Annotated in this window: 22 protein-coding genes, 1 tRNA gene and 1 pseudogene; 6 read left to right on the forward strand and 18 right to left on the reverse strand. The window is 67.9% G+C overall.

Features of this window, described 5'->3' with window-relative positions:
- Positions 1-111: 111 nt before the first annotated feature.
- Positions 112-1,581 carry a hypothetical protein gene (locus tag K933_RS17975; protein WP_152529799.1) on the forward strand — a complete coding sequence of 490 codons (1,470 nt, stop codon included), beginning with the start codon at positions 112-114 and terminating at the stop codon, positions 1,579-1,581.
- A 209-nt stretch (positions 1,582-1,790) separates the two neighbouring features.
- On the opposite strand, the gene K933_RS17980 is transcribed toward K933_RS17975, so the two are convergent.
- The 10 genes and pseudogenes from K933_RS17980 to K933_RS09845 all read right to left on the reverse strand — a co-directional run bounded on the left by K933_RS17980 (position 1,791) and on the right by K933_RS09845 (position 8,547).
- The gene (locus tag K933_RS17980; protein ID WP_152529800.1) at positions 1,791-2,141 is read right to left on the reverse strand and encodes a hypothetical protein; all 351 of its coding nucleotides are present in this window, start codon (positions 2,139-2,141) and stop codon (positions 1,791-1,793) included.
- A gap of 20 nt (positions 2,142-2,161) precedes the next feature.
- Positions 2,162-2,269: pseudogene (locus K933_RS19550) on the reverse strand (DUF7845 domain-containing protein); the annotation flags it as partial.
- Between the two features lie 66 nt (positions 2,270-2,335).
- Positions 2,336-2,409, reverse strand: a tRNA-Thr gene (locus K933_RS09810).
- Positions 2,410-2,414: 5 nt separating this feature from the next.
- Positions 2,415-2,921 (reverse strand): GNAT family N-acetyltransferase, encoded by a 507-nt coding sequence (locus K933_RS09815; protein ID WP_023394575.1) that lies wholly within the window; start codon positions 2,919-2,921, stop codon positions 2,415-2,417.
- A gap of 109 nt (positions 2,922-3,030) precedes the next feature.
- Positions 3,031-3,285, reverse strand: coding sequence for a helix-turn-helix domain-containing protein (locus K933_RS09820; protein WP_023394576.1), 255 nt, complete (start codon positions 3,283-3,285; stop codon positions 3,031-3,033).
- Positions 3,286-3,568: 283 nt separating this feature from the next.
- Complete coding sequence (locus tag K933_RS09825) at positions 3,569-5,434, reverse strand: FAD-binding protein (protein ID WP_049947765.1); 1,866 nt, start codon at positions 5,432-5,434, stop codon at positions 3,569-3,571.
- 171 nt (positions 5,435-5,605) lie between these two features.
- Complete coding sequence (locus tag K933_RS09830; RefSeq protein WP_023394578.1) at positions 5,606-6,505, reverse strand: succinate dehydrogenase/fumarate reductase iron-sulfur subunit; 900 nt, start codon at positions 6,503-6,505, stop codon at positions 5,606-5,608.
- A 21-nt stretch (positions 6,506-6,526) separates the two neighbouring features.
- Entirely contained in the window at positions 6,527-6,898 is a 372-nt protein-coding gene (locus K933_RS09835; protein ID WP_023394579.1) for a succinate dehydrogenase subunit D, read from the reverse strand.
- Positions 6,899-7,321: a succinate dehydrogenase, cytochrome b556 subunit gene (gene sdhC, locus K933_RS09840; RefSeq protein WP_023394580.1), complete on the reverse strand. Its 423-nt coding sequence runs from the start codon at positions 7,319-7,321 to the stop codon at positions 6,899-6,901.
- A 200-nt stretch (positions 7,322-7,521) separates the two neighbouring features.
- Positions 7,522-8,547: a succinylglutamate desuccinylase/aspartoacylase family protein gene (locus K933_RS09845; RefSeq protein WP_023394581.1), complete on the reverse strand. Its 1,026-nt coding sequence runs from the start codon at positions 8,545-8,547 to the stop codon at positions 7,522-7,524.
- A gap of 237 nt (positions 8,548-8,784) precedes the next feature.
- On the opposite strand from K933_RS09845, the gene K933_RS09850 reads away from it, so the two are divergent.
- On the forward strand, positions 8,785-10,134 hold the full coding sequence (locus K933_RS09850) for a RimK family alpha-L-glutamate ligase (RefSeq protein ID WP_023394582.1): 1,350 nt from the start codon (positions 8,785-8,787) through the stop codon (positions 10,132-10,134).
- Between the two features lie 277 nt (positions 10,135-10,411).
- Here K933_RS09850 and K933_RS09855 read toward each other — a convergent pair whose 3' ends face one another.
- A complete protein-coding gene (locus tag K933_RS09855) occupies positions 10,412-11,086 on the reverse strand; it encodes a DNA-3-methyladenine glycosylase family protein (RefSeq protein WP_023394583.1) in 675 nt (224 codons plus the stop codon).
- A 204-nt stretch (positions 11,087-11,290) separates the two neighbouring features.
- Between K933_RS09855 and K933_RS09860 the strand changes: the two genes are divergently transcribed.
- Positions 11,291-13,264 carry a 3-hydroxyacyl-CoA dehydrogenase/enoyl-CoA hydratase family protein gene (locus tag K933_RS09860; protein ID WP_023394584.1) on the forward strand — a complete coding sequence of 658 codons (1,974 nt, stop codon included), beginning with the start codon at positions 11,291-11,293 and terminating at the stop codon, positions 13,262-13,264.
- Between the two features lie 137 nt (positions 13,265-13,401).
- Here the strand turns inward: K933_RS09860 and K933_RS09865 are convergent, their stop codons facing one another.
- Entirely contained in the window at positions 13,402-14,016 is a 615-nt protein-coding gene (locus tag K933_RS09865; RefSeq protein WP_023394585.1) for a class I SAM-dependent methyltransferase, read from the reverse strand.
- A gap of 149 nt (positions 14,017-14,165) precedes the next feature.
- On the opposite strand from K933_RS09865, the gene K933_RS09870 reads away from it, so the two are divergent.
- Positions 14,166-14,441, forward strand: a complete 276-nt coding sequence (locus K933_RS09870) for a BolA family protein (RefSeq protein WP_049947766.1) — start codon at positions 14,166-14,168, stop codon at positions 14,439-14,441.
- A 205-nt stretch (positions 14,442-14,646) separates the two neighbouring features.
- Here K933_RS09870 and psmA read toward each other — a convergent pair whose 3' ends face one another.
- The 4 genes from psmA to thyA all read right to left on the reverse strand — a co-directional run bounded on the left by psmA (position 14,647) and on the right by thyA (position 18,438).
- Positions 14,647-15,402 (reverse strand): archaeal proteasome endopeptidase complex subunit alpha, encoded by a 756-nt coding sequence (gene psmA, locus K933_RS09875; RefSeq protein ID WP_023394587.1) that lies wholly within the window; start codon positions 15,400-15,402, stop codon positions 14,647-14,649.
- 358 nt (positions 15,403-15,760) lie between these two features.
- Positions 15,761-16,786 carry a lamin tail domain-containing protein gene (locus tag K933_RS09880; RefSeq protein ID WP_023394588.1) on the reverse strand — a complete coding sequence of 342 codons (1,026 nt, stop codon included), beginning with the start codon at positions 16,784-16,786 and terminating at the stop codon, positions 15,761-15,763.
- Positions 16,787-16,910: 124 nt separating this feature from the next.
- Entirely contained in the window at positions 16,911-17,429 is a 519-nt protein-coding gene (locus tag K933_RS09885; protein WP_023394589.1) for a dihydrofolate reductase, read from the reverse strand.
- A gap of 1 nt (position 17,430) precedes the next feature.
- A complete protein-coding gene (gene thyA / locus K933_RS09890; RefSeq protein ID WP_023394590.1) occupies positions 17,431-18,438 on the reverse strand; it encodes a thymidylate synthase in 1,008 nt (335 codons plus the stop codon).
- Between the two features lie 193 nt (positions 18,439-18,631).
- Between thyA and K933_RS09895 the strand changes: the two genes are divergently transcribed.
- Positions 18,632-19,255, forward strand: coding sequence for an MBL fold metallo-hydrolase (locus K933_RS09895; RefSeq protein ID WP_049947763.1), 624 nt, complete (start codon positions 18,632-18,634; stop codon positions 19,253-19,255).
- A 63-nt stretch (positions 19,256-19,318) separates the two neighbouring features.
- On the opposite strand, the gene K933_RS09900 is transcribed toward K933_RS09895, so the two are convergent.
- Both K933_RS09900 and K933_RS09905 read right to left on the reverse strand, forming a co-directional pair.
- Complete coding sequence (locus K933_RS09900) at positions 19,319-20,167, reverse strand: RNA methyltransferase (protein WP_023394592.1); 849 nt, start codon at positions 20,165-20,167, stop codon at positions 19,319-19,321.
- Positions 20,164-20,808 (reverse strand): hypothetical protein, encoded by a 645-nt coding sequence (locus K933_RS09905; protein ID WP_023394593.1) that lies wholly within the window; start codon positions 20,806-20,808, stop codon positions 20,164-20,166. The genes K933_RS09900 and K933_RS09905 overlap by 4 nt, the downstream gene beginning before the upstream one ends.
- A gap of 105 nt (positions 20,809-20,913) precedes the next feature.
- Here K933_RS09905 and K933_RS09910 point away from each other — a divergent pair, with 105 nt between their 5' ends.
- Positions 20,914-22,068, forward strand: a complete 1,155-nt coding sequence (locus tag K933_RS09910) for a dihydropteroate synthase (RefSeq protein WP_023394594.1) — start codon at positions 20,914-20,916, stop codon at positions 22,066-22,068.
- Positions 22,069-22,077 lie beyond the last annotated feature (9 nt).

Raw genomic sequence — 22,077 nt, forward strand, 5'->3', positions numbered from 1 at the left:
ATATCTGCTCCCTTATTACGGATACTCATACTGGTGATTTTGGGTACATTTTGCTGTATTGGGGTGACATCAACTCTCACACATACGTCCTTTCATGGCCTATCTCTTCCAATGTTTTCTGCAGCAGCAACTGCTAGTCTCCACTGGTCTTGGAGTTGGAAGATATTCTTAAAAAGAATCAAGGCCTATGGAATAAAAGATAGAAATCTAATAAAGTCTCTGCGTGGCGTTGTTATAACTATTACAATTACTTCAATTGTTTTTTGGTTTCTATATACTGGAGAGGGCTCGGCACCTTCTTACCAATTAGTAAATACTATACTTAGCTCATATCTCCGAATAGTTCCAATTGTAATTGCCGTTTTGGCAGTTATAATCAGCTATTTTTCGTCCAAGAGCAACGATATTCAGTCTTTTCTATACTTCGTCGAAAGAGGAGATGTGGTTTTATCAGTTTTTCTCCATATATCCTCTGTAGGGGTTTTGTTCTCTTTTATGCTCTTGGTCACTTCCGACCTATATAGCTCATATCAATCGATTGGATATATTGTTGTCTTTCTTCTGTTCTTAGTGATATCCTCTCTCGTATATATCCCAATCATAATCTACCAGTCTACTGAAAAGGCTAGCCGGTATTCAATTCCTCTTCGAAAGGCAAAAGATGGAGCTACAGAATATATGACTGAAGAGCATATGAAGAACCATATTCGCTCTATCTCTCAAGCTAGATCGCCAGAGAATGTTACGGTTACCTCCGAGAAGCCACCCTGGGACGATCAAGCGCATAAGTTTACTGTTAGCGACCTGAACCTCCTGAATAAGTTTTTAATAGATTTTAGATTCAGGAAAGCAGGATCTGCGTTCTTACAAAATGACTTTCTAAGTCACATCCATTTTAAAGTCTCATTTGGAGACAGATCCCTTGATCCTAATGATCCAATAATTTACTATCGTTGTTCGACTGATGTAGCCTTAGAGATGGACTTTCAAGAAGAATTATCAAAGGTAATCGTAGGCAGAAATTTAAATACTCTTGGGCACGATTATCAGGAATATTATGAAGGAATACGAAATATGATCAATAACATCTCAGAGTGTATAGATAATGATAATGTATATGGGGTATCAAAGCACCTTGAAGATGTAGAAAATCTAGAGCGTGATCTTGGGCGAATGAAGGAAGTATGGAGAGAGGAAAGAGAGGATGTCTATCACATAGATAGGGCACCGATCGAGTTAGGTCTGATAGATGTATTTAAAGAATCTTTAGAAGATGATCCCTATAACGAGGAAATCCCTAGTACCATAATAAGATATATGTATATTTGTCTATCATCTACGCTCGAATTTAGCGATTACGAAGCATCACTATCCTTGGTTAGAACTTATTCAAAATTCGTAGGAATAATTAAAGACTCAAGCGCTTCGAATGAAGAGGAGCTGTTATCTGAAATCCAAAAGCACGCTGAAATACTTGAGCAAATATATTTTACAGATGATTACGAAATAGAGCATAGGAGAAAGAAACAGCTACTAGAAGACATCCATATCCTATCTGATAAATCTAGTGAAGATAACTAACCCCGCTACTGTATTTTGCTATTGTGCCCTTAGGCACACCCCTAACGGAGAACGCGACCCCTCCGGTCGGGTTCTCCGTTGAGAGCGTAGCTCCTCAAGAATCTGACCCACTTGGTTGGATAACTCCGCCGCGCAAGAAGACCGTCTAACCGGCCAAAATCGACTCTATTAGCAGGCCAAGATAGTGTTGCCACTAACGAGACGGCCTGTTAGAGCCAGCGCCACGCAGTCGTGAAGCCACGCTCGCCGAGATCGACTGCCGATCGGAAATGGTGCGGGTCACGACCAGAGTCACGCCAGAGCCGATACGCTTCCTTGAGTCGCCGCCCGACGTGTTCGACCCCACCCATTCGAAGGAAGAGCTGTACGTCGCTCGAATCGTCTACATCCACACCGTGCCGAGCGGCCCACGCTATCAGCGTCTCGCTCTCCTCGTCCACGCCACGCTCCGCCGCCTCGAGCGCCTTCGCTCCTGCTTCGATCGCTCGCCGCGTTGCATTCTTCGCTTCCTCCACCGCCTCGTGTACGAGTGCGGCGACGTGGGTCGAACGGAGAGCCACCCGGTCGCGCCGCCGGAGCGCTTGATGATGCTATCGGCGGCGAAGAACGGCTGTAGCCCATACTCTCCGAAAACGTAGTTCGCGGCGAACGCGTGCGGAGCCGTCTCGATCAGTTCCACGCCGACCACCTCCGACTCCCGGCGACGATCGGAGAACCGAGGCTAGAAGTGTGGGATTGGACGGAAAGCGGCCACAGCCGAGGGTGGGATTCGAACCCACGAAGTCTCGATTACAAGTCGAGTGCATGCACCGCCCATGCTCCCTCGGCGCGGGTCAGCGTTGCCCGTCCTCCCTTGAATCGGTATCGTTTTCCCCGCCGTCGAGCGGTTTCTCCACCTCGACCCGGTGTGGCTCGTAGCCCGCCCGCTCGTAGAAGCGGCGCGCGTCGTCGTTGTCGGCCATCACTTCCAGCGAGACGACGTTCGCGCCCGCCGCGGCGAGCGCCTCCTCGGCGGCGGCGAGCAGCCGACCGCCGACCCCCCGGCCGCGGTACGCCGGCTCCACGTAGATGTTGTGGACCACGCCGCGCTCGACGTCCTGCTCGTAGCTCCCCGTCTCGGGTGCGAACATGACGAACCCGACCACGTCGCCGTCGGCGCGCGCGACCGTCAGCCCGCCGGAGACGCCGTGGCGGGTGGCGGCGTCGCGCGCCACCGCGCGGTTGTCGGCGGCGCGGAGGTGCGACCCGTACGCCCGCTGGTCGGCCGCGAGGTCGACCCACAGGTCCGCCACCCGCTCGGCGTCGTCGGCGTCGGCGGTCTCGACGGCGATCTCGTCCATCGGTCCCCCCCACGCCCGCCCGGGGCTTGGGCGTTCCGACGGGACGCCGTGGCCGGCCGCGCGGCTGTCGGGAGTCCGCTGGAGCGACGCGAGAACTGACCGGCGGCGTCTACGCGAGCGTGTACCGGCCGTCGGCCTTCTCGACGTGGCCGTCCGTCCGGAGCGTCTTCACGATGCTGTACAGCGAGATGCGCTTCATCCCGAGGCTCTCACAGAGGTCGTCCTCGGTCACTGCGCCGTGGGTCGCGAGATAGAGGTAGACGAGTTTCCCACGCGGGGAGGTGACCTCGTCGGGGACGCGCGTCATCGGCGGCGTCTCGGTCGGGGTCTCGCTCGGAGTTTCGGGTCGGGTCTGTGCCTGCATCTTACTCCCACCAACCGCTTCGACACGTGTAAAAGCTTGGTACGACGATAGTCGAAACCCGCGCGTCGGCGCCTGAAGCGCCCGTTATCGGGGTCGTCGGCCCGTCCGACGGGTAACGACCGCCCCGCCCCTCGGGGTCGATGCCGGGCGGTCTTCGACTCGTGACGGACGAAAACCGTGAACGATCCCCCGACCCGCCCCGCCGGCGGGGCGGGCGTCTCGACCGGCCGGTGCGGTCGAGGGGCGTCGGGCCGGGTCGGACCCGGGCGAGTCGGCGGGCGACTCAGTACGACCGGACCTTGGGCTCGTACTCCTTCGACTCGCCCTCCAGGAGCACCGGCCGGTACCAGAGTTCGGGCGTGCCGTCGTTCCACGACAGCATCGTGTGCTTGAGCCAGTCCTCGTCGCGGCGCTCTTGGAACTCCGCGCGCCAGTGGGCGCCGCGGAACTCCTCTCGCGCGAGCGCTCCCAGGGTGATGGCCTCCGCGAGGTCGAGCACGTTCCGGGTTTCGAGCGTCTGGACCAGGTCGGTGTTGAACGTCCGCGAGGGGTCTTTCACGAACACGTCGCGGTACGCCTCGCGCGCCTCGCGGATGTCCCGCAGCGACTGTTTGAGACCCTCCTCCTCGCGGAAGACGTTGACGTTCGCCGTCATCGACTGCTGGACGTCGCTCCGGATCTCGGCGTGCTGGATGCCGTCGTCCTTGTTCAACAGCCACTCGATCCGGGTGCGCTGGCGTTCGACCGCGCGTTCGAGCACGTCCGACGGGCTACCGTCGCCCGTCTCGGCGGTCACGCCGCCGTCGGCCGCGCGCTCGCCGCTCCCGTCGGCGACGGCGTCCGTCGACGCCACCGCGCCCGGTTCGACGGGCGTGTCCACCTCGCCGGGTTCGTACTCGCCGCGCTTGCCGGTGGGTATCTCGGCCTCGTCGACGTCGCCGCCGGCGGCGTGCCGGCCGGCGCGGGCGCCGAAGATGATGAGTTCCGGCAGCGCGTTCCCGCCCAGGCGGTTCGACCCGTGGACGGACGCACACGCACACTCGCCGGCGGCGTACAGCCCCGCGATGCACGTCTCGCCGTTCTCGTCGGTCTCGATGCCGCCCATCGCGTAGTGCTGGCCGGGCTTGACCGGCATCGGCTCTTCGAGCGGGTCGACCCCCTCGAAGTCCTCCGAGAGGTGGACGATGTTCTCCAGGCGGTCGATGATGCGCTCCTCGCCGAGGTGGCGCATGTCGAGGTGGACGTACTCGTCGTCGACGCCGCGCCCCTCGTTCACCTCGGTGAGTTCCGCGCGCGCGACCACGTCGCGGGAGGCGAGTTCGCCGTCGTTGCTCGCGTAGCCGTACTCGAACATGAACCGCTCGCTCTCCTCGTTGTAGAGGATGCCGCCCTCGCCGCGCACCCCCTCGGTGATGAGCACGCCCGTACTCGGGAGCGTCGTGGGGTGGAACTGGACGAACTCCATGTCCTCGATGGGGACGCCCGCGCGGTAGGCCATCGCGACGCCGTCGCCCGTGTTGGCGACCGCGTTCGTGGTGTGGTCGAACACCTGCCCCAACCCGCCCGTGGCGACGATGACGCCGTCGCGCGCGCGGAAGCCCGCAACCTCGCCCTGCTGGATGTCGTAGCCGACGACGCCGTGGCAGGTGCGCTCCTCCGGGTGCTCCTCGTCGGTGACCGCGAGATCCATCACGTGCCACTCGTCGTACACCTTGATCCCGCGTTTGACCAGTTGCTGGTACATGGTGTGGAGCAACTGGTGGCCCGTCTCCGCGCCCGCGTACGTCGTCCGGGGGAACGACAGCCCGCCGAACGGTCGCTGGGAGACGCGGCCGTCGTCGTCGCGCGAGAAGGCCATCCCCCAGTGTTCCAGTTGGATCGTCTCCTTGGGTGACTCCGTACACAGCGTCTCGACGGCGGGCGCGTCGGCGAGGTAGTCGGAGCCTTTCATCGTGTCGTACGCGTGGTCCTGCCAGGAGTCGCCGTCCCGGAGCGCGGCGTTGATCCCGCCCTCCGCCGCGCCGGTGTGCGAGCGGACCGGGTGGAGTTTCGAAACGATGGCCACGTCCGCGCCTTCCTCCTGGGCGGCGATGGCGGCCCGGAGCCCCGCCCCGCCCGCGCCGACCACGATGACGTCGTGCTCGTAGATGCTCATCTGAAGATACCTACGCTTGGACCTACCCCGACTTGAGGTTTGCCACCTCGCCCCGCGAGTCCCGGACGGAGCCGCGGCTGACGCGGTCTGTACGCGGCGAGAACCGGCGAACTCGGGACCGTCGAATCGGAGCGGGACCGCCGCCGACGGCGGCCCCCTCCCCGTCTACCAGAACTTGAGGTTGCTCTTCACCGCTTCCCGCTTGAGCTCCTGGATGTGCTCGGTCAGCGGGATGTCCTTCGGGCAGACGTTCGTACAGGAGAACTGGGTCTGACACCGCCAGACGCCGTGCTCCTGTTCGATGATGTTGAGGCGGTGCTGTTTCATGTCCTCGCCCTCGCGTTCGTCCATCGCGAACCGGTACGCCTTGTTGATGGCCGCCGGGCCGAGGTACTCGTTGTCGCCCGCCGCGATGTTACACGACGACATACAGGCGCCACACCAGATACACCGGGTGGACATCTTCACCTTCTCGCGGTTCTCGGGGGTCTGTCGCTGTTCTTCGAGTTCGCCCTCGGGGAGGTCGTTCGTCTGGAAGTACGGCTCGACCGACTCCATCTGGTCGTAGAAGTGCTCCATGTCGACGACCAAGTCCTTCTCCACCTCCGAGTGGGGGAGCGGTTCGATCCGGACCGGCTGGTCCAGATCCGACAGCTGGGTCTTACAGCCCAGCCGCTGGCTCCCGTTGACGAACAGCGCGTCCGACCCGCAGATGGCCTGCCGACAGGAGTGACGGAAGGTGAGCGAGGAGTCGAACGTGTCCCGCGCGTAGATGAGCGCGTCGAGGACGGTCATCCCCGACTCGTAGGGGACGTGGAAGTCGTCGAACCGCGGCTCCATCTTCCCTTCCACCTCGGGGTCGTACCGGAACACCTTGAGGTGATAGGAGTCCTCGGCGTCGGCGCGCTCTTGAGCCTCCTCGCGGGCGCGCTCCTCGCGGTCGGCGCGCGCCTCGGCCTTCTTGCGCATCCGCGCTTCCTGTGCGGAGGGGAGCTCCGTGACCGCATCCGCCTCCGACTCGGTCTCCGTCTCCGATTCGCGTTCTCGTTCTATCTGTGTGCTCATTGGTATCGATCTGGGTCCGCCTCAGAAGAGGCTGATGCCGGCCCACGCGTTCGCGGTGCGAACGCCCTGTACGATCAGGAGGACGCTCGCGGCGACGAGGACGTACTTGACCGCGCGCTTCCGCCGTCCGGTGAGGCCCTGGTTGACGAGGGCGTTGAACACGCCGTTGACGCCGTGGAACGTCGCCGTGACCAGAAACAGGATCATCAGCGAGTAGTAGAGCAGGTTGTCCATCCGGATGCTCGACGCCATGAAACTGACCTCGTAGGCGTGGTTGACGAAGTGGAGGAGGAAGAAGTGGAACGCCAACACGACGACGAGGAACGCCGCCGTGATGCGCTGCCAGAGCCACCGGGTCCCGCCCTCTTCGAACGAGGAGTAGCGCTCGGCCATCTAGAACACCCCCTCCAGGAAGGTGGGGACGGACGCGACGACGATGGCGCCCGTCAACACCAGCGACGCGTAGAAGCTCTTGTCCTGCGCGTCGAGACCGACCCCGAGGTCGACCAACAGGAGACGGCAGCCGTTGAGGATGTGGAAGACGGCGACGGCGAGCAGGCCGACTTCGAGGATGCGCACGACGAGGAGGCTCTCGAGCGTCGAGATGACCACCGTGTACACGTCGTTTTGCGCCTCGATGGCTCGGGTGTTTCCGGCCGCGGACACGGCAGTACTCAGCACGGAGATGTGGGTAAACAGATAGCCCACGAGCACCCAGCCCGTGAACTTGTGGAACACCCAGGCCCACATCCCCGCCGAGAACTCCTTCCACCGGCCGAAGTCCTCGACGAGACCTCTGTCGTACGACTGGCTCATGGGGTGTACACGACTCCGCTCCGGGACGGTATAGTAGTTACGTGTACGGCGTTGCGGTCCCCGTCTCCGGCCGTCGGTCGCGGCGCGGCGCGGGGCGACGGGAGCGGCGCCGACCGGACCGAACGGGGTGGGGACCCGACCGTCTGCCGACGGAACCGGACGAGGGGTGGACCGAGCCGCGTGCGACGCTCCGGGCCGGCTCAGGTGCCGCCGGCGCTGGTCGGCGTCTGGTCGCGTTCGACCACCCGGCGTGTGTGCTCGCCGAGTTCGACCAGGTGACACAGCGGGTTGCCCGGGTACACCACCGGGTTCTCCAGGACGCCGACGAGCAGCCCGGTGAACGGCGCCGTCACGGGGACGTTGTCGTCCTTGAACGGGTTGGTGATCGTACACACCGTGTCGCCCTCGTGGACGAGCGAGCCCTTCTCGAAGTGCATGTCGACCATGCCGCCCGCGTCCGCGCGGAGCCACGTCTTCTCGCGGTCGTCGGTGATCACGGTGCGCCAGCCGGGCCAGCGGACCGAACTCGACCCGAGCAGGCCGTACTCCGCGAACACGCTCTCGACGCCCGCGAGCGCGTCGTCGATCAGCGCGCGCTGGAACCGGTGGGCCTCGCCCATCTCGACGGTGATGGCGGGGATGCCCGCGGCGGCCGCCTCCGTCCGGAGCATGCCCGAACTCCCCTCGCTGTCGATGATCACGTTGCTCCCGTACGCGCGGGCGAGCCGCGCGACGCCCGCGTCGGCCATGTCGGCGCGGACGTGGATCATGTTGGTCCGGCCCCGCGTCGACGTGTGGAAGTCCAGCCCGATATCGCACGGCTCGATGAAGTTGCTGTAGATGCGGTGGGCCATCCGCTTGGCGCTCGTGGAGTCGGATTTCCCGGGGAACGACCGGTTGAGGTCGCGGTCGTACACCGGGAGGTAGCGCTGCTGGGCGATGAACCCGGGGACGTTCATCACCGGGATGCAGATGAGCGTGCCCGACAGCCCCGAGAGGTCCCAGTCGTGGGCCACCTCCCGCACCACCTCGATGCCGTTGAGTTCGTCGCCGTGCGCCGCCGCCGAGAGGAAGACGGTCGGCCCGTCGCGCTCGCCGTTGATGATCGTCACCGGGATGCGGACCGGGTCGCCGAGGTACGTCTCGCTCACGACGTACCGGATGTTCTGCCGCTCGCCCGGCTCCACCCGCCCCCCGTTGTAGGTGAACGCCGCGTCGTCGCTCATTAGCCTCCCCGAGGGGAGCGGGTGGGATAAGGCTCCCGAGGCGGGTATCAGCCGTGAGTCCCACCGGGGTCGGCCCCGCCCGTCGATCGACGGAGACGGGGCGAGTGGGGGCGGGCCGGTACCGCGGACGGCGACCCGAGTCCGTCCGGTGAGACACCGGATCGGTCGGCACGGAGTCGCGTACCACCGCTCGTCCCGACCGGGACACATTTCACCCACCGGCCGGTTCTATCGCCAATGAGTGATCCGGTCAGTGTAGGCGTCCTCTCGCTGCACACGAGCAAGGAGTCGAAGGCGATCTGTAACGCGGTCGAGGCGCTCGGACACGACCCCGAGTGGCTCCGCGCCGAGAACACGAGCATACAGGTCCGGGACGGGGATATCCACCTCGAACCCGACGTGGACGTGATCGCAAACCGGATGCTGCTGTCGAACACGGAGGACCCCGCCGAGGGGCTGGGGCTGGCGCAGACGTTCGGCCGCGCGCGGCCGATGCTCAACCAGCCGTCGGCCGTGCTCACGGCCGTCCACAAGTTCGCCACCGCCGTCGCGCTGTCGGGGTCTGACATCCCGGTCCCCGACGCGCTGTTGGCGCTGTCGAACGCCAAACTCAACGAGGGGCGAGAGCGGTTCGGCGACGAGGGCGTGTACAAGACCGCGATCGGTACCCACGGCGGCGGGACGTGGAAGGTGGACCTCACGGAGCCGGTGAACCCGATGGTCGGCAACCGCCAGGCGTTCCTCCAAGAGCTCATCGACCGCGACGAGACCCGCCACCACGACCTCCGCGTCTACGTCGTCGGCGGCGATATCGTCGGCGCGATGAACCGCTACGCCCCCGAGGGCGACTGGCGGACCAACGTCGCGCTCGGCGGCGACGTCGAGGACGCCACGGAGTCGCTCGACGAGGAGACCGAAGACCTCGCGCTCGCGGCGACGGACGCGGTGGGTCTCGACTACGCGGGGGTCGACCTCGTGCAGGGTCACGACGGCTGGTACGTCCTGGAGGTCAACCCCACCGCGGGGTTCAAGGGTCTGTTCAAGGCAACCGGCGTCTCGCCCGCCCCCCACATCGCGAAACTCGCCATCGAGCGCGCCGGCGGGAGCGTCGACGACGAACGGGTCGAGGAGCTCTCGAACACCCTCGACGACACGACACCCACCTGTATGCCCCAAACCATCCAGCGGCACGGCGGCGACACGCCGATGATCGGCTACATCGAGGAGGTGGTCGTCGCCGGCACCCAGGGGTCGACCCAGACGTACGCCAAGTCGGACACGGGCGCGACCCGGTCGTCGATCGACACCTCGCTGGCCGCCGAAGTCGGCGCGGGTCCGATCAAGAGCATGACCCGCGTGAAGTCGGGGAGTTCGAAGTCGGGGCGGACCCGACCGGTGGTCGACCTCGTGATCGGCATCGGCGGCGAACAGCACACCGTCACCGCGAGCGTCGAGGACCGCTCGCACATGGACTACCCGCTCCTCTTGGGGCGGGACATCCTCGAACACTACCAGGTCGACGTGCGGCGGCGGGCCGACGGCGACGCGCCCGAACGGGACGAGGAGGAGGAAGAGCGACTCGAGTAGCCGGGAGCGCGACCGGAGCCGCTATCGGGTTCTCGCTCTCCGAGCGCCTCCGCATCCGACGAGCCGACCGGCCACCTCGCGACGACCCCCTGCCGACCGGCGTCGTCTTGAGTCCGAGCGTGACAAAGAGGAGTCCGGATAATATCAGTTCTACTACATTACGGGCACACAGTCAGTAAGTAGCTCGCATACGAATACGTTCGCCACTTCGTGGTAACTTATCGAGAGCAACGGGAGCGCCGAGTCGGGGTGAGCCGGGCGGAGGATCGGTGTCGCGTCAGCCGCCGCCCGCCGTCACCTCGTCGACGCTCTCGCCGACGTCCTCGGTGACCCGCCACAGGTAGAGGCTCGCATAGCTCCGGTAGGGCGCCCACCGCTCGGCTTCTTCGACCATCTCCGCGCGGGTCATCTCCCGGTCGAACACCGCCTCCATCCCCTTGCGCACGCCGAGGTCGCCGACCGGGAACACGTCGGGGCGGCCGAGCGAGAACAGCAGTTGCATGTTGGCGGTCCACGGTCCGACACCGGTGATGGCGGTGAGCGCCTCGCGCACCTCGTCGTCGCTCATTGCGTCGAAGTCGTCGCGCGTCCAGCCGTGTTCGTCGAACGCGGCCGCGAGCTCCCGGACGTACCGGGTCTTCTGTCTGGAGAGGCCCGCCCCCTTCAGCGTCTCGGGGTCGGCCGCGAGCAGCCCCTCGGGGGTGACCGTCACCGCGTCGAACAGGCGCTCGCGCGTCGCGGCCGCCGACGCCATCGACACCTGCTGGCGGAGGATGGAGACGACGATGCGCGCGAACACGTCGTCGGCGGGGTCGACCGCGAGCCGGCCGTGGCGTTCGACGACGGGACCGAGGTACTCGTCGTCGCACAGCGCTTCGAACGCCGCCTCCGACTCGGCCGCCTCGGCCTCCCGCGCCCCGGTACCGGCGTCGCCGTCGGTGGAGTCTGCCATCGACGGTGGGAGGGGCGGCCCGGACAAACGGGTTTCGGCGCGCGGGCGGGCCGACGGGGAGCGACGGCGGACCGCGACGGGCGACGGTGCGAGCGGGCGTGTACGGACGCCCGACCCCGACAACGGAAACGCGGGTGAACGGGGAGTTCGTTCCGATCGATCCAGAGGGAAACGTTGAATCGGGCGCCGGCCGACCGTTCGGGCATGGACGCATCAGACGTGCAGACGGTGGCCGTCCTCGGCGCCGGGAACATGGGTCACGGCATCGCCGAGGTGGCGGCGCTCGCCGGGTTCGACGTGCGGATGCGCGACATCGAGGAGGAGTTCGTCGACAACGGCTACGAGGGTATCGAGTGGTCGCTCGGCAAACTCGCCGAGAAGGGCCGGATCACCGACGACGAGGCCGACGCCGCGCTCGACCGCGTCACGCCGCTGGTCGACCTGGGCGAGGCGGTCGACGGCGCCGACCTCGTGGTCGAGGCGGTGCCCGAGCGGATGGAGATCAAAGAGGAGGTGTACGCCGACCTCACCGAGGTCGCGCCCGACGACGCCGTGTTCGCGTCGAACACCTCCAGCCTCTCGATCACGGACCTGTCGGAGGAGACCGACCGGCCCGAGCGGTTCTGCGGGATGCACTTCTTCAACCCGCCCGTGCGGATGGACCTCGTCGAGGTCATCTCGGGTGCACACACCGACGACGCGACGCTCGACCTCGTCGAGGGCGTCGCAGAGCGGATGGGGAAGACGCCCGTCCGCGTCCGGAAGGACTCGCCGGGGTTCGTCGTCAACCGCATCCTGGTCCCGCAGATGAACGAGGCGGCGTGGCTGGTCCACGAGGGCGAGGCGACGGTCGCGGAGGTCGACTCCACCACCAAGTTCGGCGTCGGTCTCCCGATGGGGACGTTCGAACTCGCCGACCAGGTCGGCATCGACGTTGGGTATCACGTCCTCGAGTACATGCACGAGGTGCTCGGCGACGCCTACGAGCCGTGTCCGCTCCTCGCGGAGAAGGTCGAGGCGGAGGAACTCGGCAGGAAGACCGGCGAGGGGTTCTACGACTACGAGGACGGCGGCGCGGAGATTCCCACCGACGAGGTCCGCGAGGACGTCCGAGAGTTGATGCTGGCCGTGATGGCCAACGAGGTGGCGGGCCTGATCGGCAACGACGTGGCCGACGCCGCGGCCATCGACGAGGCGGTGAAACTTGGCGCGGGGTTCCCCGACGGGCCGGCGAAGATGGCCGACGACGCCGGACTGGAGTCGCTGTTGGACCGTCTCGACGACCGCCACGAGGAGACCGGGGCGGCGCGGTACGAACCCGTCGAGCAGCTCCGCGACCTCGTCGAGTCGGGCGAGGGGTTCTACGGCGCCGCCGACGACAGCGAGGCGACGACCGAGTTCGAGACGATCAGGCTCGAACGCGACGGGAAGGTCGGCCGGATCGTCCTCGACCGCCCCCACCGGCTGAACACCGTCACCGAGGAGATGCTCGGGGAGGTGGCGGCCGCGTTCGACGAACTCGAAGCCGACGACGGCGTGCGCGCGGTGCTGCTGACGGGCGCGGGCGACCGCGCGTTCTCGGCGGGCGCGGACGTCCAGAGCATGGCGGGCAACGCGGGCGACACGCTCGCGGCCGTCGAGACGTCCCGGCTCGGCCAGTCGACGTTCGGCAAGTTCGAGGAGTCGGACATGCCGGTCGTCGCGGGCATCGACGGCTACTGTCTCGGTGGCGGGATGGAGATGGTCACCTGCGCGGACCTCCGGGTGGCGAGCGAGCGGTCGGAACTCGGCCAGCCGGAACACAACCTCGGCCTCCTCCCGGGGTGGGGTGGCACCCAGCGCCTGTCGAACATCGTCGGCGAGGGGCGCGCCAAGGAGATCATCTTCACCGCCGAGCGGTACGACGCCGAGACGATGGAGCGGTACGGCTTCCTCAACGAGGTGGTCGACACCGACGAACTCGAAGACCGCGCGCTCGAACTCGCACGCGACCTGGCCGCGGGACCGCCGGTCGCCCAGCGGTTCACCAAGCGCGCGATGCTCCGCGGCCGCGACGACGCCGACGCCGGCCTCGAAATCGAGGCGCAGGCGTTCGGCCACCTGATGGGGACCGACGACATGATGGCGGGTGCGACCGCGATGATGTCGGACGAGGAACCCGAGTTCGAAGGGAAGTAGAGCGAGGGTCGCGACTCCGTCGCGACCCTCGGCGTGTCGGCGGCGAGCGTGTGGGCGAGCCGCCCACGAAGAGAGCGAGGGTCGGCCGGCGGCGCGGTCCCGGCGGGGGGACAACCACCGTGTCGGGGACGCCCGACCTACACGAAGAACGCCCGGAGCGTGTCGCGGTCGCCGGGTTCGTGGACCACCTGCACGCAGCCCAGTTCCGAAAACACCGCCTTCCAGTCGCGGTGGTACAGCGGGAACTCGTCGTTGACGTAGCTCACCTCGCTACCCTCGCGGCCGCGTTCGGCGCCGTTCCCCTCGTTCTCGACGGTGACGAGCAGGTCGCCCGTCACGCGCGTCAACTCCTCGAACACCCACGCGTCGTCGGGGTGGATGTGTTGGAGCGTCTCGACCGAGTAGACGGCGTCGAACGCGTCGTCGTCGAACTCCGGTAGGAGGTCCTCGATGGCGCCCGCGTGGAACTCGCCGGTCGCCGCGAGGTCGGGGTACGTCTCGGCCATCACGTCGAACGACTCGGCGTTGATGTCAACCCCGGCGAGGTTCTCGAAGCCGGCCTCCCGGAGGTGGTCGAGGTGGCGACCCGACCCGCAACCCACCTCCAAGATCGCGGCGTCGTCGTCGAGGTAGAACTCCAAGACCGAGCGGAGCGTCTCGCTCGTCCCGTCGGCACCCTTCCCCGCGTAGTAGCGCGGCGAGAACTCGCCGTCCCGTTCTGCCCAGTCGCGTCGGACGTCCTCGGGGTCCATGTCCGACGTACCGCACCCGACGGGTAAACCTCCGCCGGAGTCGTCGCGCGTCGACGACGCGCGGTCGAGTTAGGCGCTAGGGGGTGACTCGGACCCGCGCCGTATCCGACCGCTTTTCCTCGCGGGCGCTCCACACACCGCGCATGGCGATGAACGCCGCGGACGTCGAGACGGCCATCGAGACTGCCATCGAGGACTGTGAGGCGACGGTGACGACGCCCCGCGCGCCCGACCCCGACCACGAGGACCAGCACTTCGCCGCGGTCGTCGTCTCGCCCGCTTTCGGGGGCAAGTCGCTCGTCCAGCAACACGAGTTGGTGTACGACGCGCTCGGCGACGCGATGACGACGGACGTACACGCGATGGAGATCAAGACGTACACGCCCGAGGAGTACGAGCGCCTAGAGGGGGAGGAGGTCGAGTGAGCGGTCCGACGGACCGCGGGAACTGACGGCGCGCCGGCCGACCGAGGTGAGCGGGTCGCCGGAGCCGCGGCTCTCGGAGGGGTCGGCTCGGCCCGGGAGGCGTCACCGCGGACCGGGTGGGAGTCGGGGTCGACGCGTCAGCCGCCGTCGCGACCCCGGGCGGTCTCGGCACCGCCGGCGGGTCGTCCCCGCGGGTCGGGGGTGGTTACTCGTCGCTCTCGGAGTCGTCGTCCTCGTCGTCGGACTCGACGTCGATGTCCGCGAGCGCGTCGCCCACTTCGTCGGCGTCGACCGCCTGGTACCCTTCCTCGACGGTGACGGTAGCGAGGCTCACGTCGCCCGCCTCGAGTTCGTCGTCGACGGTGAGCAGGCCGCGCAGGGCGAGGTCGATGCCGTCGCCGAGCGCGAGGCTCTCGCCCCACTCCGCTTCGAGGACGTCCTGGATCTCCTGGCGGGAGCCGCCGATGGCGGTCGCCTTCCACTCGTGGGGCGTCCCCGTCGGGTCGGCGCTGAACAGCCGCGGCGTGTCGTTCTCGATGCCGCCGATGAGCAGCGCCGCGCCGTACGGCCGCGTGCCGCCGCGTTGGGTGTTCTCCTGGATGTGGTCGGTGATGTACTTGGTGAGCGTCTCGACGCCGACCGGCTCCTGGTAGCGCAGGCGGTTGCCCTGCGCCATCCGCCGCGCCTGGTCGATCAGTTGTCGGGCGTCGGCGACGTGGCCCGCGCTCGCGGCGCCGATGTGCTCGTCGAGTTTGTGGAGCTTCTCGATCGACTCCGACTCCATCAGCGTCGACGACGCCTGCGCCTGCGCGGCGAGCACGACCCCGTCGGTCGTGCGGACGCCCACGCTGGGCGCGCCGCGCGAGACGGCCTCGCGAGCGTACTCGACCTGGTAGATCCGGCCGTCGGGCGAGAACAGCGACGTTCCGCGGTCGTACGCCTGTTGGTCGTTCCCCCTCATCGCGACCCTCCGCTGCGTCCGGTCGTCACCGTGTCGGTCATCGACCCGGCCTAGGTGCCTCCCACGGAAAAAGCCTCCCTAAAAGGATCTTTAGCGAGCGATACGGTTCCGACCGTGCATCTCCCCGTGGAGCCGCTCACCGTTCCGATTCCGGCCGATTCGGTCCCGTGCGGGTGTGTGTCCGACCCCCAAGCGGCCGCACGCCTCCCGCCCGGTTCCGCGCCCGGCGCGGCCTCGCATCCCCGTCAGGCCACGTCTCCCCCCGCGTTCCGCGCCGGGCGGTCCGCGTCGGTCCCGGCGGGTGTCGGGCGGGCGCGAACGCGACCGGCGGGCCGACGAATCGGGAGCAGGAACCCGCTCAGGTCGACCGCTCGGCGACGACCGCCCCGTCGGCGTCCCGGAGCGTCACCGTCTCGCCGTCGTTGTTCAGCGTCGGCGACGACCGTCCCCAGTACAGGTCCGTCGCGGTGTCGCTCCCGGCGCCGACGTGGAGGGTGAGCGACGCGCCCGCCGCGAGCGTCGCGCCGTCCGGGAACGCGTACGCGTGGCCCGCCTCGTCTTCGAGCGTCCACCCGGTCAGGTCGACCGGGTCGGCGCCGCGGTTCTCGACCACCACGTACTCGTCGTTCAGGTTCTCGCCGTCGGCGCCCGCGGCGTCGGCGTTGACCCGAGTGATGGCGACGCCGTCGCCCGCGACGGTGGCGGCCCTCGCGAGCGTCGCCGTCGGCGTTCCGGCTCCGGGCGTCCCGTCGCGGCAGGTCCACAGCCCCCGGTCAGCCTCCATCGCCGCGGCCTCGGCCTCGTAGTAGCGCTCGCGCTCCTCGAACGACGAGTCGTACACGCGCGCGAGTCCGCGCTCCACCAGCCCGTAGTTGAACGCCCGGCCGTCGTGGTGGACGTACACCAGCAGGCGGTCGTAGTAGCCCCGCCGAGGCTCGTTCGCGTCGAAGGTGAGCCGCACCGTCTCGCCCGCCAACCGACGCTCCGCGTAGGCGCTCGCGCGGTCGCCGTACTCGCCGAGACAGGCCCGTCCCGCCTCGGTGTCGGGGACGTCCTCGAACTCGCCGGGCGTGTTCTCGCCGTACACCTCGGGGGTGTCGACGCCGAGCAGGCGCGCGGTGTCGCGCGTGCCGTTCGCGAGTTCGACCTTCACCGTGTCGCCGTCGACCACCTCGACCACCGTCGCGCGGACGCCGTCGGCGGGGGTGCCGGCCGCGTCGGTCCCCGACTCGGTCCCGGCCGCTCCGGGCGTCGCCGTTCGGTCGCCGCCGGCCGGGGTCGCCTCGGCCGTCGTCGCCGTCTCGACGGGCGCGGGCGCCGTCGAACAGCCCGCCAGCAGCAGCAGACAGCACGCGAGCGCCGCCGCGACCGGACGGGTCGTCATACCCGATGGGGCGTCCGCGCGCGGAAAGCGGTTGCGGGCCGGCGCGGACCGGGCTGGACCGGACCGAGTCGGCTCGGGTCGGGTCACCCGTCGCCTCAGGGCGTCTCCGTGCCGCCGGTCGTCGCTACCCCTCGGCGTCCGCCCGCTCGTACGTCACGAACTCGAGTCCGTCGCGCGACTCGCGGGCGGTCTCGCGCCAGTCGTCGCGGTCCCAGTCGGGAAAGCGGGTGTCGCCCCCGACCGTCTCGGGTATCTCGGTGACGAGCATCCGGTCGACCAGGTCGCGGTCGAGGAACTCGGCGTACACCGCGGCGCCGCCCGCGACGTACGCCACCTCGGCGCCGGTCGCCGCGGCCGCCTCGACGGCCTCGTCGACCGACCCGGCGTGGACGACACCCTCGGGCAGGTCGGGGTCGTCCCGCGAGAGCACCACGTTCGTCCGGCCGGGGAGCGGCCCGCCGAGGTCGGCGACGATGGAGTCGTACGTCCGCCGGCCCGCGATCACCGGGTGGCCGGTCGTCGTCTCCTCGAAGTGGGCGAGGTCGGCGGGGTAGTGCCACGGTATCTCGCCGTCCGCGCCGATGACGCCGTCGTCGGCGACGGCGACGATCAGGACGAGGTCGACGTCCGTCTCCGCGCTCATCTCACTCGGCCACCGCGAATCGGATGGCCGGCGCGGGGTCGTACCCCCGTAGCTCGACGTCGTCGGCCGTCAACTCGTCGAGCGGCCGGTCGGCGACCTCGACCTCGGGTCGCTCGCGCGGCTCGCGCGAGAGCTGTCGCAACAACCCGGGGACGTGGTCGTGGCCGTCGGCGTCGTCCGCCTCGTCGGGGGCCGACGCCTCCACCCAGTCGGCCACCTCGCGGTACCCCTCGCGGTCGTCGACGGCGGCGACCCGGTCTCCGAGTTCCTCGCGGTGGGCGCCGTGCCACGCGCCGCGGTCGCCGACGCCGCAGTAGACGTGCGCGTCGACGACCGAGTGGGCGACCCGCCCGGGTTCGAACCCCGTCCGCTGGGCCACGGCGGTGAGCAGCAGCGAGTAGGCCGCGACGTTGAACGGCACCCCGAGCGCGATGTCGCCCGACCGCTGGGTGAGGTGGAGGTTGAGCCGGTCGCCCTGCACGTTGAACACGAACGTGTAGTGACACGGCGGCAGCGTCGACACCGCGGCGTTGGCGGGGTGCCAGGCGTTGACGACGATCCGCCGGGAGTTGGGGTTCTCCCGGAGGGTGTCGAGGACGTACTGCAACTGGTCGAAGGTGCGACCCTCCGCCTCGTCGGTGGTCCAGCGGTGGCCGTCGTCGGCCCACGACTCGCCGTCGAGACCGGAGTCGGGAACCGGGAAGCGCCGCCAGAATCGGCCGTAGGCGGTGTCGAGTCTCCCCTCCTCGTCGGCCCACGCGTCCCAGATGCCGGTCTCCTCGCGGAGCGTGCGGACGTGCTCCTCCCCCGAGAGGTACCAGAGGAACTCGTGGACCAGCGAGTTCCACCGCCCGCCCGAGAGGTCCTTCGTCGTGAGAAGCGGGAAGCCGTCCGCCAGGTCCACCTCGTACGCTTCCGAGAACGCGGAGACGGTGTCGACGCCCGTCCGGTTGGGCTTGTGCGTCCCCTCCTGGAGGACGCGTTCGACGAGCGAGAGATACTGGTGCACGTGCGAGATGCGCGCGGGACGGGAGAAAACGATTGTGAACGGCGGCGGGCTGGGAGGTGTCTGGGGTACCCGGGTCGCTCCCCGTCCCGACGGGGAGGTTCGAGGGAATACCGTCGGTGCGGTACACGTACGGGTTGTTCGGGCGACCGTCGGGGGACGCGAACTCAAGTCGGTGGAGCCGAAACGCCCGGTCGTGATCCGCAACCTCGCGGCCGGCGTCGAGGCGTTCACGAGCAACGCGTTCCTCGTCGCCGGCCCGCCGCGCGCCGACGCGCCCGCGACGACCGACGACGGCGACGCGGGCCGGCGGACGCTCGTCGACACGGGCGCGAACTTCGACGTCGTCGCCGCGGTCCGAGAACACGTCTCCGACCTCGACGCGGTGGTGTTGACCCACACCCACTCCGACCACGTCGAGAACGTCGACGCGGTCCGCGAGGCGTTCGGCGTCGAGACGGTGGGGTTCGACGCGTCGACTCCGCTCGTCGACGAGCAACTCCCGGACGGCGGGACGGTGCGCATGGGGACCGCCGACTACGAGGCGCTCCACACGCCCGGCCACAAGGACGACCACCTCTGTCTGTACGCGCCCGACGCGGGCGTGTTGTTCGCGGGCGACCTGGTGTTCGGCGGCGGCGGGTTCGGCCGGACCGACCTCCCGGAGGGCGACCGCGGGACGCTGATCGACAGTATCGACCGGGTGCGAGCGCGCGTCGGCGAGGACCTGCGGGAACTCCACGCCGGCCACGGCGCGAGCGCGACGGCCGACCCGCTCCGGGACGTCGAGACGGCGGCGCGAGCGGCGCGAACGCGATAGCCGGCGGCCGGCGACCGGCGGCGCGAACGCGGCGGGACGCACCGCCGGGTGCGGTCAGCCGCCCTACTCCTCGGCGGTCGGGTCCGACCCGGACCCGGGTGTGGAGTCGGACGCGGCCTCCGATGCCGACGCGGAGTCGGACCCGGATTCGGACCCCGACGCCGACTCCGTCCCCGAGACGACGCTCTCGCGGTCGGGGTCGACTTCGCGGGCCGCCCGGCGGAAGACGCCGGTCAGCGTCGACACCTCGCGCTCGGTCGGGTGCGTGCGGCCGACCAGCCGGCGGACCAGCCGCTGGGTCCGCTCGCGTTTGTGCTCGCGGTGTTCGACGTGCGCGAGGAAGGCGTCGAACTGGTCGTACAGCCGCTCGATCTCCGGCTCGGAGGCGCGTTCGCGCTCGACGTCCGGCAGTTGCGTCTCGTCGACGAACAGCTCCCGGAGTTCGTACAGCGTCACCGTCGCCGCCTGCCCCAGGTTGAGCACCGGGTAGTCGGCGCTCGCGGGGATCGAACACACCTCGTCGAGCCGCGACAGTTCGTCGTTGTTCAGCCCGGTGCCCTCGCGGCCGAACACCAGCGCGGTGTCCGTCTCCACCGCCGCGAGCGACTCGCGCAGTTCCGCGGGCGTGCGGAACGGGAACCGCGTGTGGCTCCGCGCGTCCTCGGCGGTGATGGCGGTACAGCCGACGGTGTGGTAGCGCTCGACCACCTCGTCGAACGTCACCGTCTCGGCGTTCGGGAGCACGTCCTCGCGGGCGTGGCCGGCGAACCCGTACGCCTCGCTGTCGCGGTCGATCTCGGGCGGGTCTACGAGTTTCAGGTCCGACAGCCCGAAGTTCTTCATCGCGCGCGCGATGGTGCCGACGTTGCCCGGCGTCTCGGGTTCGACCACGACGACGACGAACTCGCTCATGTGGGGTACTCGCGGTCGAGGTCCAACTCGAAGTCGTCGCCGTCGGTGTCGTCGCCGTCTTCGTCCTCGCCCTCGCTCGCCGCCGCGTCGGCGGCGTCGTCGACACCATCGACGGCGTCCTCGTCGCCGTCGTCCGCACCCGCGACCACCCCGTCGAAGTCGGCGCGGTCGTCCTCCAGCAGTTCCTCGTCGAGGTCGTACAGTTCCTCGGGGTCGGGGAGGTCGGGCAGGTCGTCGGGCGCCGCCTCGACGTGGTCGAGACCGCCGTACCCCTCGGGGGCGCGCCCGCCGTCGTCGAACCACTCGTGGAACGCGTCGCGGAACGTCTCCTCGCCGGTCAGGTCGCTCCCGCCCCGCTCGCGGAACCAGTAGAGGAAGTCGGCCTCGTGGTCGTCACACAGCAGCACCTCGTCGAGCGGTTCGCCGTAGACGATGGCGGCCTCGTTACACCGGCGTTTCTCCTCCTCGCCGTGGATCAGATAGCAGGCGTCACACGGCTTGCCGATGGCGATCTGGAGGCGGAGCAGCCGCTGGCGCGGCCCCTCCGGGATCTCCATCACCGGCCGCCAGTTCCCGTCGGCCGTGAACAGGTCGTCCTCCTCGAAGCGCCAGCCGCGCAGGCCGATGCTCACCTTACCCATTTGGCGGCCGTAGCGGGCGGGGGAGGATAAGCGACGCGTTAGCCGGCGGGCCGGTCGACTCCGCGACCGGACCACCTAAGCCCGCCGGGTCGTCACGGTCGGTCGATGCGAACCGTAGACGCCGCCGGCCTGCGAATCGGCGACGACCACCCGCCGCGGGTGATGGGCGTGCTCAACGTGTCGGTCGAGTCGCCGTACGACCCGAGCGTCTTCGCCGACCCCGGCGAGGCCGCCGCGTACGTCGACGAAGCGCTGGTCGACGAGGGCGCGGACATCGTCGACGTGGGACTCGAATCCGCGAACAAGCGGTTCGACGTGCTCTCCGCCGAGGAGGAACTCGACAGACTCGACACCGCAGTCGAGACGCTCGCGAGCGTGTCGGGCGACGCCGTCTTCTCCATCGAGACGCGCTACCACGAGGTGGCCGCCGAGGCGCTCGACCGGGGGTTCGACATGGTGAACGACGTCTGCGGCTTCGCCGACCCCGAGATGCCCCGCGTCTGTGCGGAGCGGGACGCCGCGGTGGCGAAGATGGCGTCGCCGCCGGACCTCGAACGGCCCGGCGCGGTCGACGACGTCGACGACATCTACGACGCGCTCTCGCGGAACGGCTTCACGGAGAAGACGCTGGTCGACCCCGCCTTCGGCGGGTGGAGCGAGACGAAGACCCTGGAGGACGACCGCGAGACGTTCCGCCGCCTCCGGGAGTTCCGCGGCTACGGCCGCCCCATCCTGGTGTCGATCAACCGGAAGAACTTCCTGCGCGACGTCGCGGGCCGCGACACCGACGAGGCGCTCGCCGTCTCGCTGGCCGCCACGTCGATGGCCGTCGAGCGCGGCGCGCACGTCGTCCGGACCCACGACGTGGCCGAGACGCGCGACGCCGCGCTGGTCGGCCGTGAGTTCGCCCGCCGCCGCGTCCGCGACGGCGCGGGCGAGGGCGACGTTCGCGTCGAGGAACTCGACGTGACCACCACCGGGGAGGCGCGCAGACACGTCGAGCGGGTGGGCGGCGACCCCGACCTGGCCGGGGAGGCGGTGACGCGCGTCGTGGAGTTCGACGGGCTCTCGCCCGAGGAACGCGGCGCGCTCCGGGCGGGCGCGCGCGAGGCGGGTGCGGTCGTCGTCGCCGCCGAGGTGGACCCCTCCGCCCTCCTCGTGGCCACCCCCGGGGGGATCGACCGGGTCGCCGAGCGGGCATCCGGCGTCTCAGCCGCGCTAGACGACGCCCTCGCGCGTGTCAGGCGTCAGACGGAGTGAGAAAACTTA

Source organism: Candidatus Halobonum tyrrellensis G22 (genome assembly GCF_000495475.1).
GTDB lineage: Archaea > Halobacteriota > Halobacteria > Halobacteriales > Haloferacaceae > Halobonum > Halobonum tyrrellense.

What these genes read in the sequence shown, in the direction of transcription:
- K933_RS17975 (WP_152529799.1), top strand. Translation starts at nt 112, where the DNA reads ATGTTTTCTGCAGCAGCAACTGCTAGTCTCCACTGGTCTTGGAGTTGG.
- K933_RS09815 (WP_023394575.1), bottom strand. Translation starts at nt 2,921, where the DNA reads ATGGACGAGATCGCCGTCGAGACCGCCGACGCCGACGACGCCGAGCGG.
- K933_RS09820 (WP_023394576.1), bottom strand. Translation starts at nt 3,285, where the DNA reads ATGCAGGCACAGACCCGACCCGAAACTCCGAGCGAGACCCCGACCGAG.
- K933_RS09830 (WP_023394578.1), bottom strand. Translation starts at nt 6,505, where the DNA reads ATGAGCACACAGATAGAACGAGAACGCGAATCGGAGACGGAGACCGAG.
- K933_RS09835 (WP_023394579.1), bottom strand. Translation starts at nt 6,898, where the DNA reads ATGGCCGAGCGCTACTCCTCGTTCGAAGAGGGCGGGACCCGGTGGCTC.
- sdhC (WP_023394580.1), bottom strand. Translation starts at nt 7,321, where the DNA reads ATGAGCCAGTCGTACGACAGAGGTCTCGTCGAGGACTTCGGCCGGTGG.
- K933_RS09845 (WP_023394581.1), bottom strand. Translation starts at nt 8,547, where the DNA reads ATGAGCGACGACGCGGCGTTCACCTACAACGGGGGGCGGGTGGAGCCG.
- K933_RS09850 (WP_023394582.1), top strand. Translation starts at nt 8,785, where the DNA reads ATGAGTGATCCGGTCAGTGTAGGCGTCCTCTCGCTGCACACGAGCAAG.
- K933_RS09855 (WP_023394583.1), bottom strand. Translation starts at nt 11,086, where the DNA reads ATGGCAGACTCCACCGACGGCGACGCCGGTACCGGGGCGCGGGAGGCC.
- K933_RS09860 (WP_023394584.1), top strand. Translation starts at nt 11,291, where the DNA reads ATGGACGCATCAGACGTGCAGACGGTGGCCGTCCTCGGCGCCGGGAAC.
- K933_RS09865 (WP_023394585.1), bottom strand. Translation starts at nt 14,016, where the DNA reads ATGGACCCCGAGGACGTCCGACGCGACTGGGCAGAACGGGACGGCGAG.
- K933_RS09870 (WP_049947766.1), top strand. Translation starts at nt 14,166, where the DNA reads ATGAACGCCGCGGACGTCGAGACGGCCATCGAGACTGCCATCGAGGAC.
- psmA (WP_023394587.1), bottom strand. Translation starts at nt 15,402, where the DNA reads ATGAGGGGGAACGACCAACAGGCGTACGACCGCGGAACGTCGCTGTTC.
- K933_RS09880 (WP_023394588.1), bottom strand. Translation starts at nt 16,786, where the DNA reads ATGACGACCCGTCCGGTCGCGGCGGCGCTCGCGTGCTGTCTGCTGCTG.
- K933_RS09885 (WP_023394589.1), bottom strand. Translation starts at nt 17,429, where the DNA reads ATGAGCGCGGAGACGGACGTCGACCTCGTCCTGATCGTCGCCGTCGCC.
- K933_RS09900 (WP_023394592.1), bottom strand. Translation starts at nt 20,167, where the DNA reads ATGAGCGAGTTCGTCGTCGTCGTGGTCGAACCCGAGACGCCGGGCAAC.
- K933_RS09905 (WP_023394593.1), bottom strand. Translation starts at nt 20,808, where the DNA reads ATGGGTAAGGTGAGCATCGGCCTGCGCGGCTGGCGCTTCGAGGAGGAC.
- K933_RS09910 (WP_023394594.1), top strand. Translation starts at nt 20,914, where the DNA reads ATGCGAACCGTAGACGCCGCCGGCCTGCGAATCGGCGACGACCACCCG.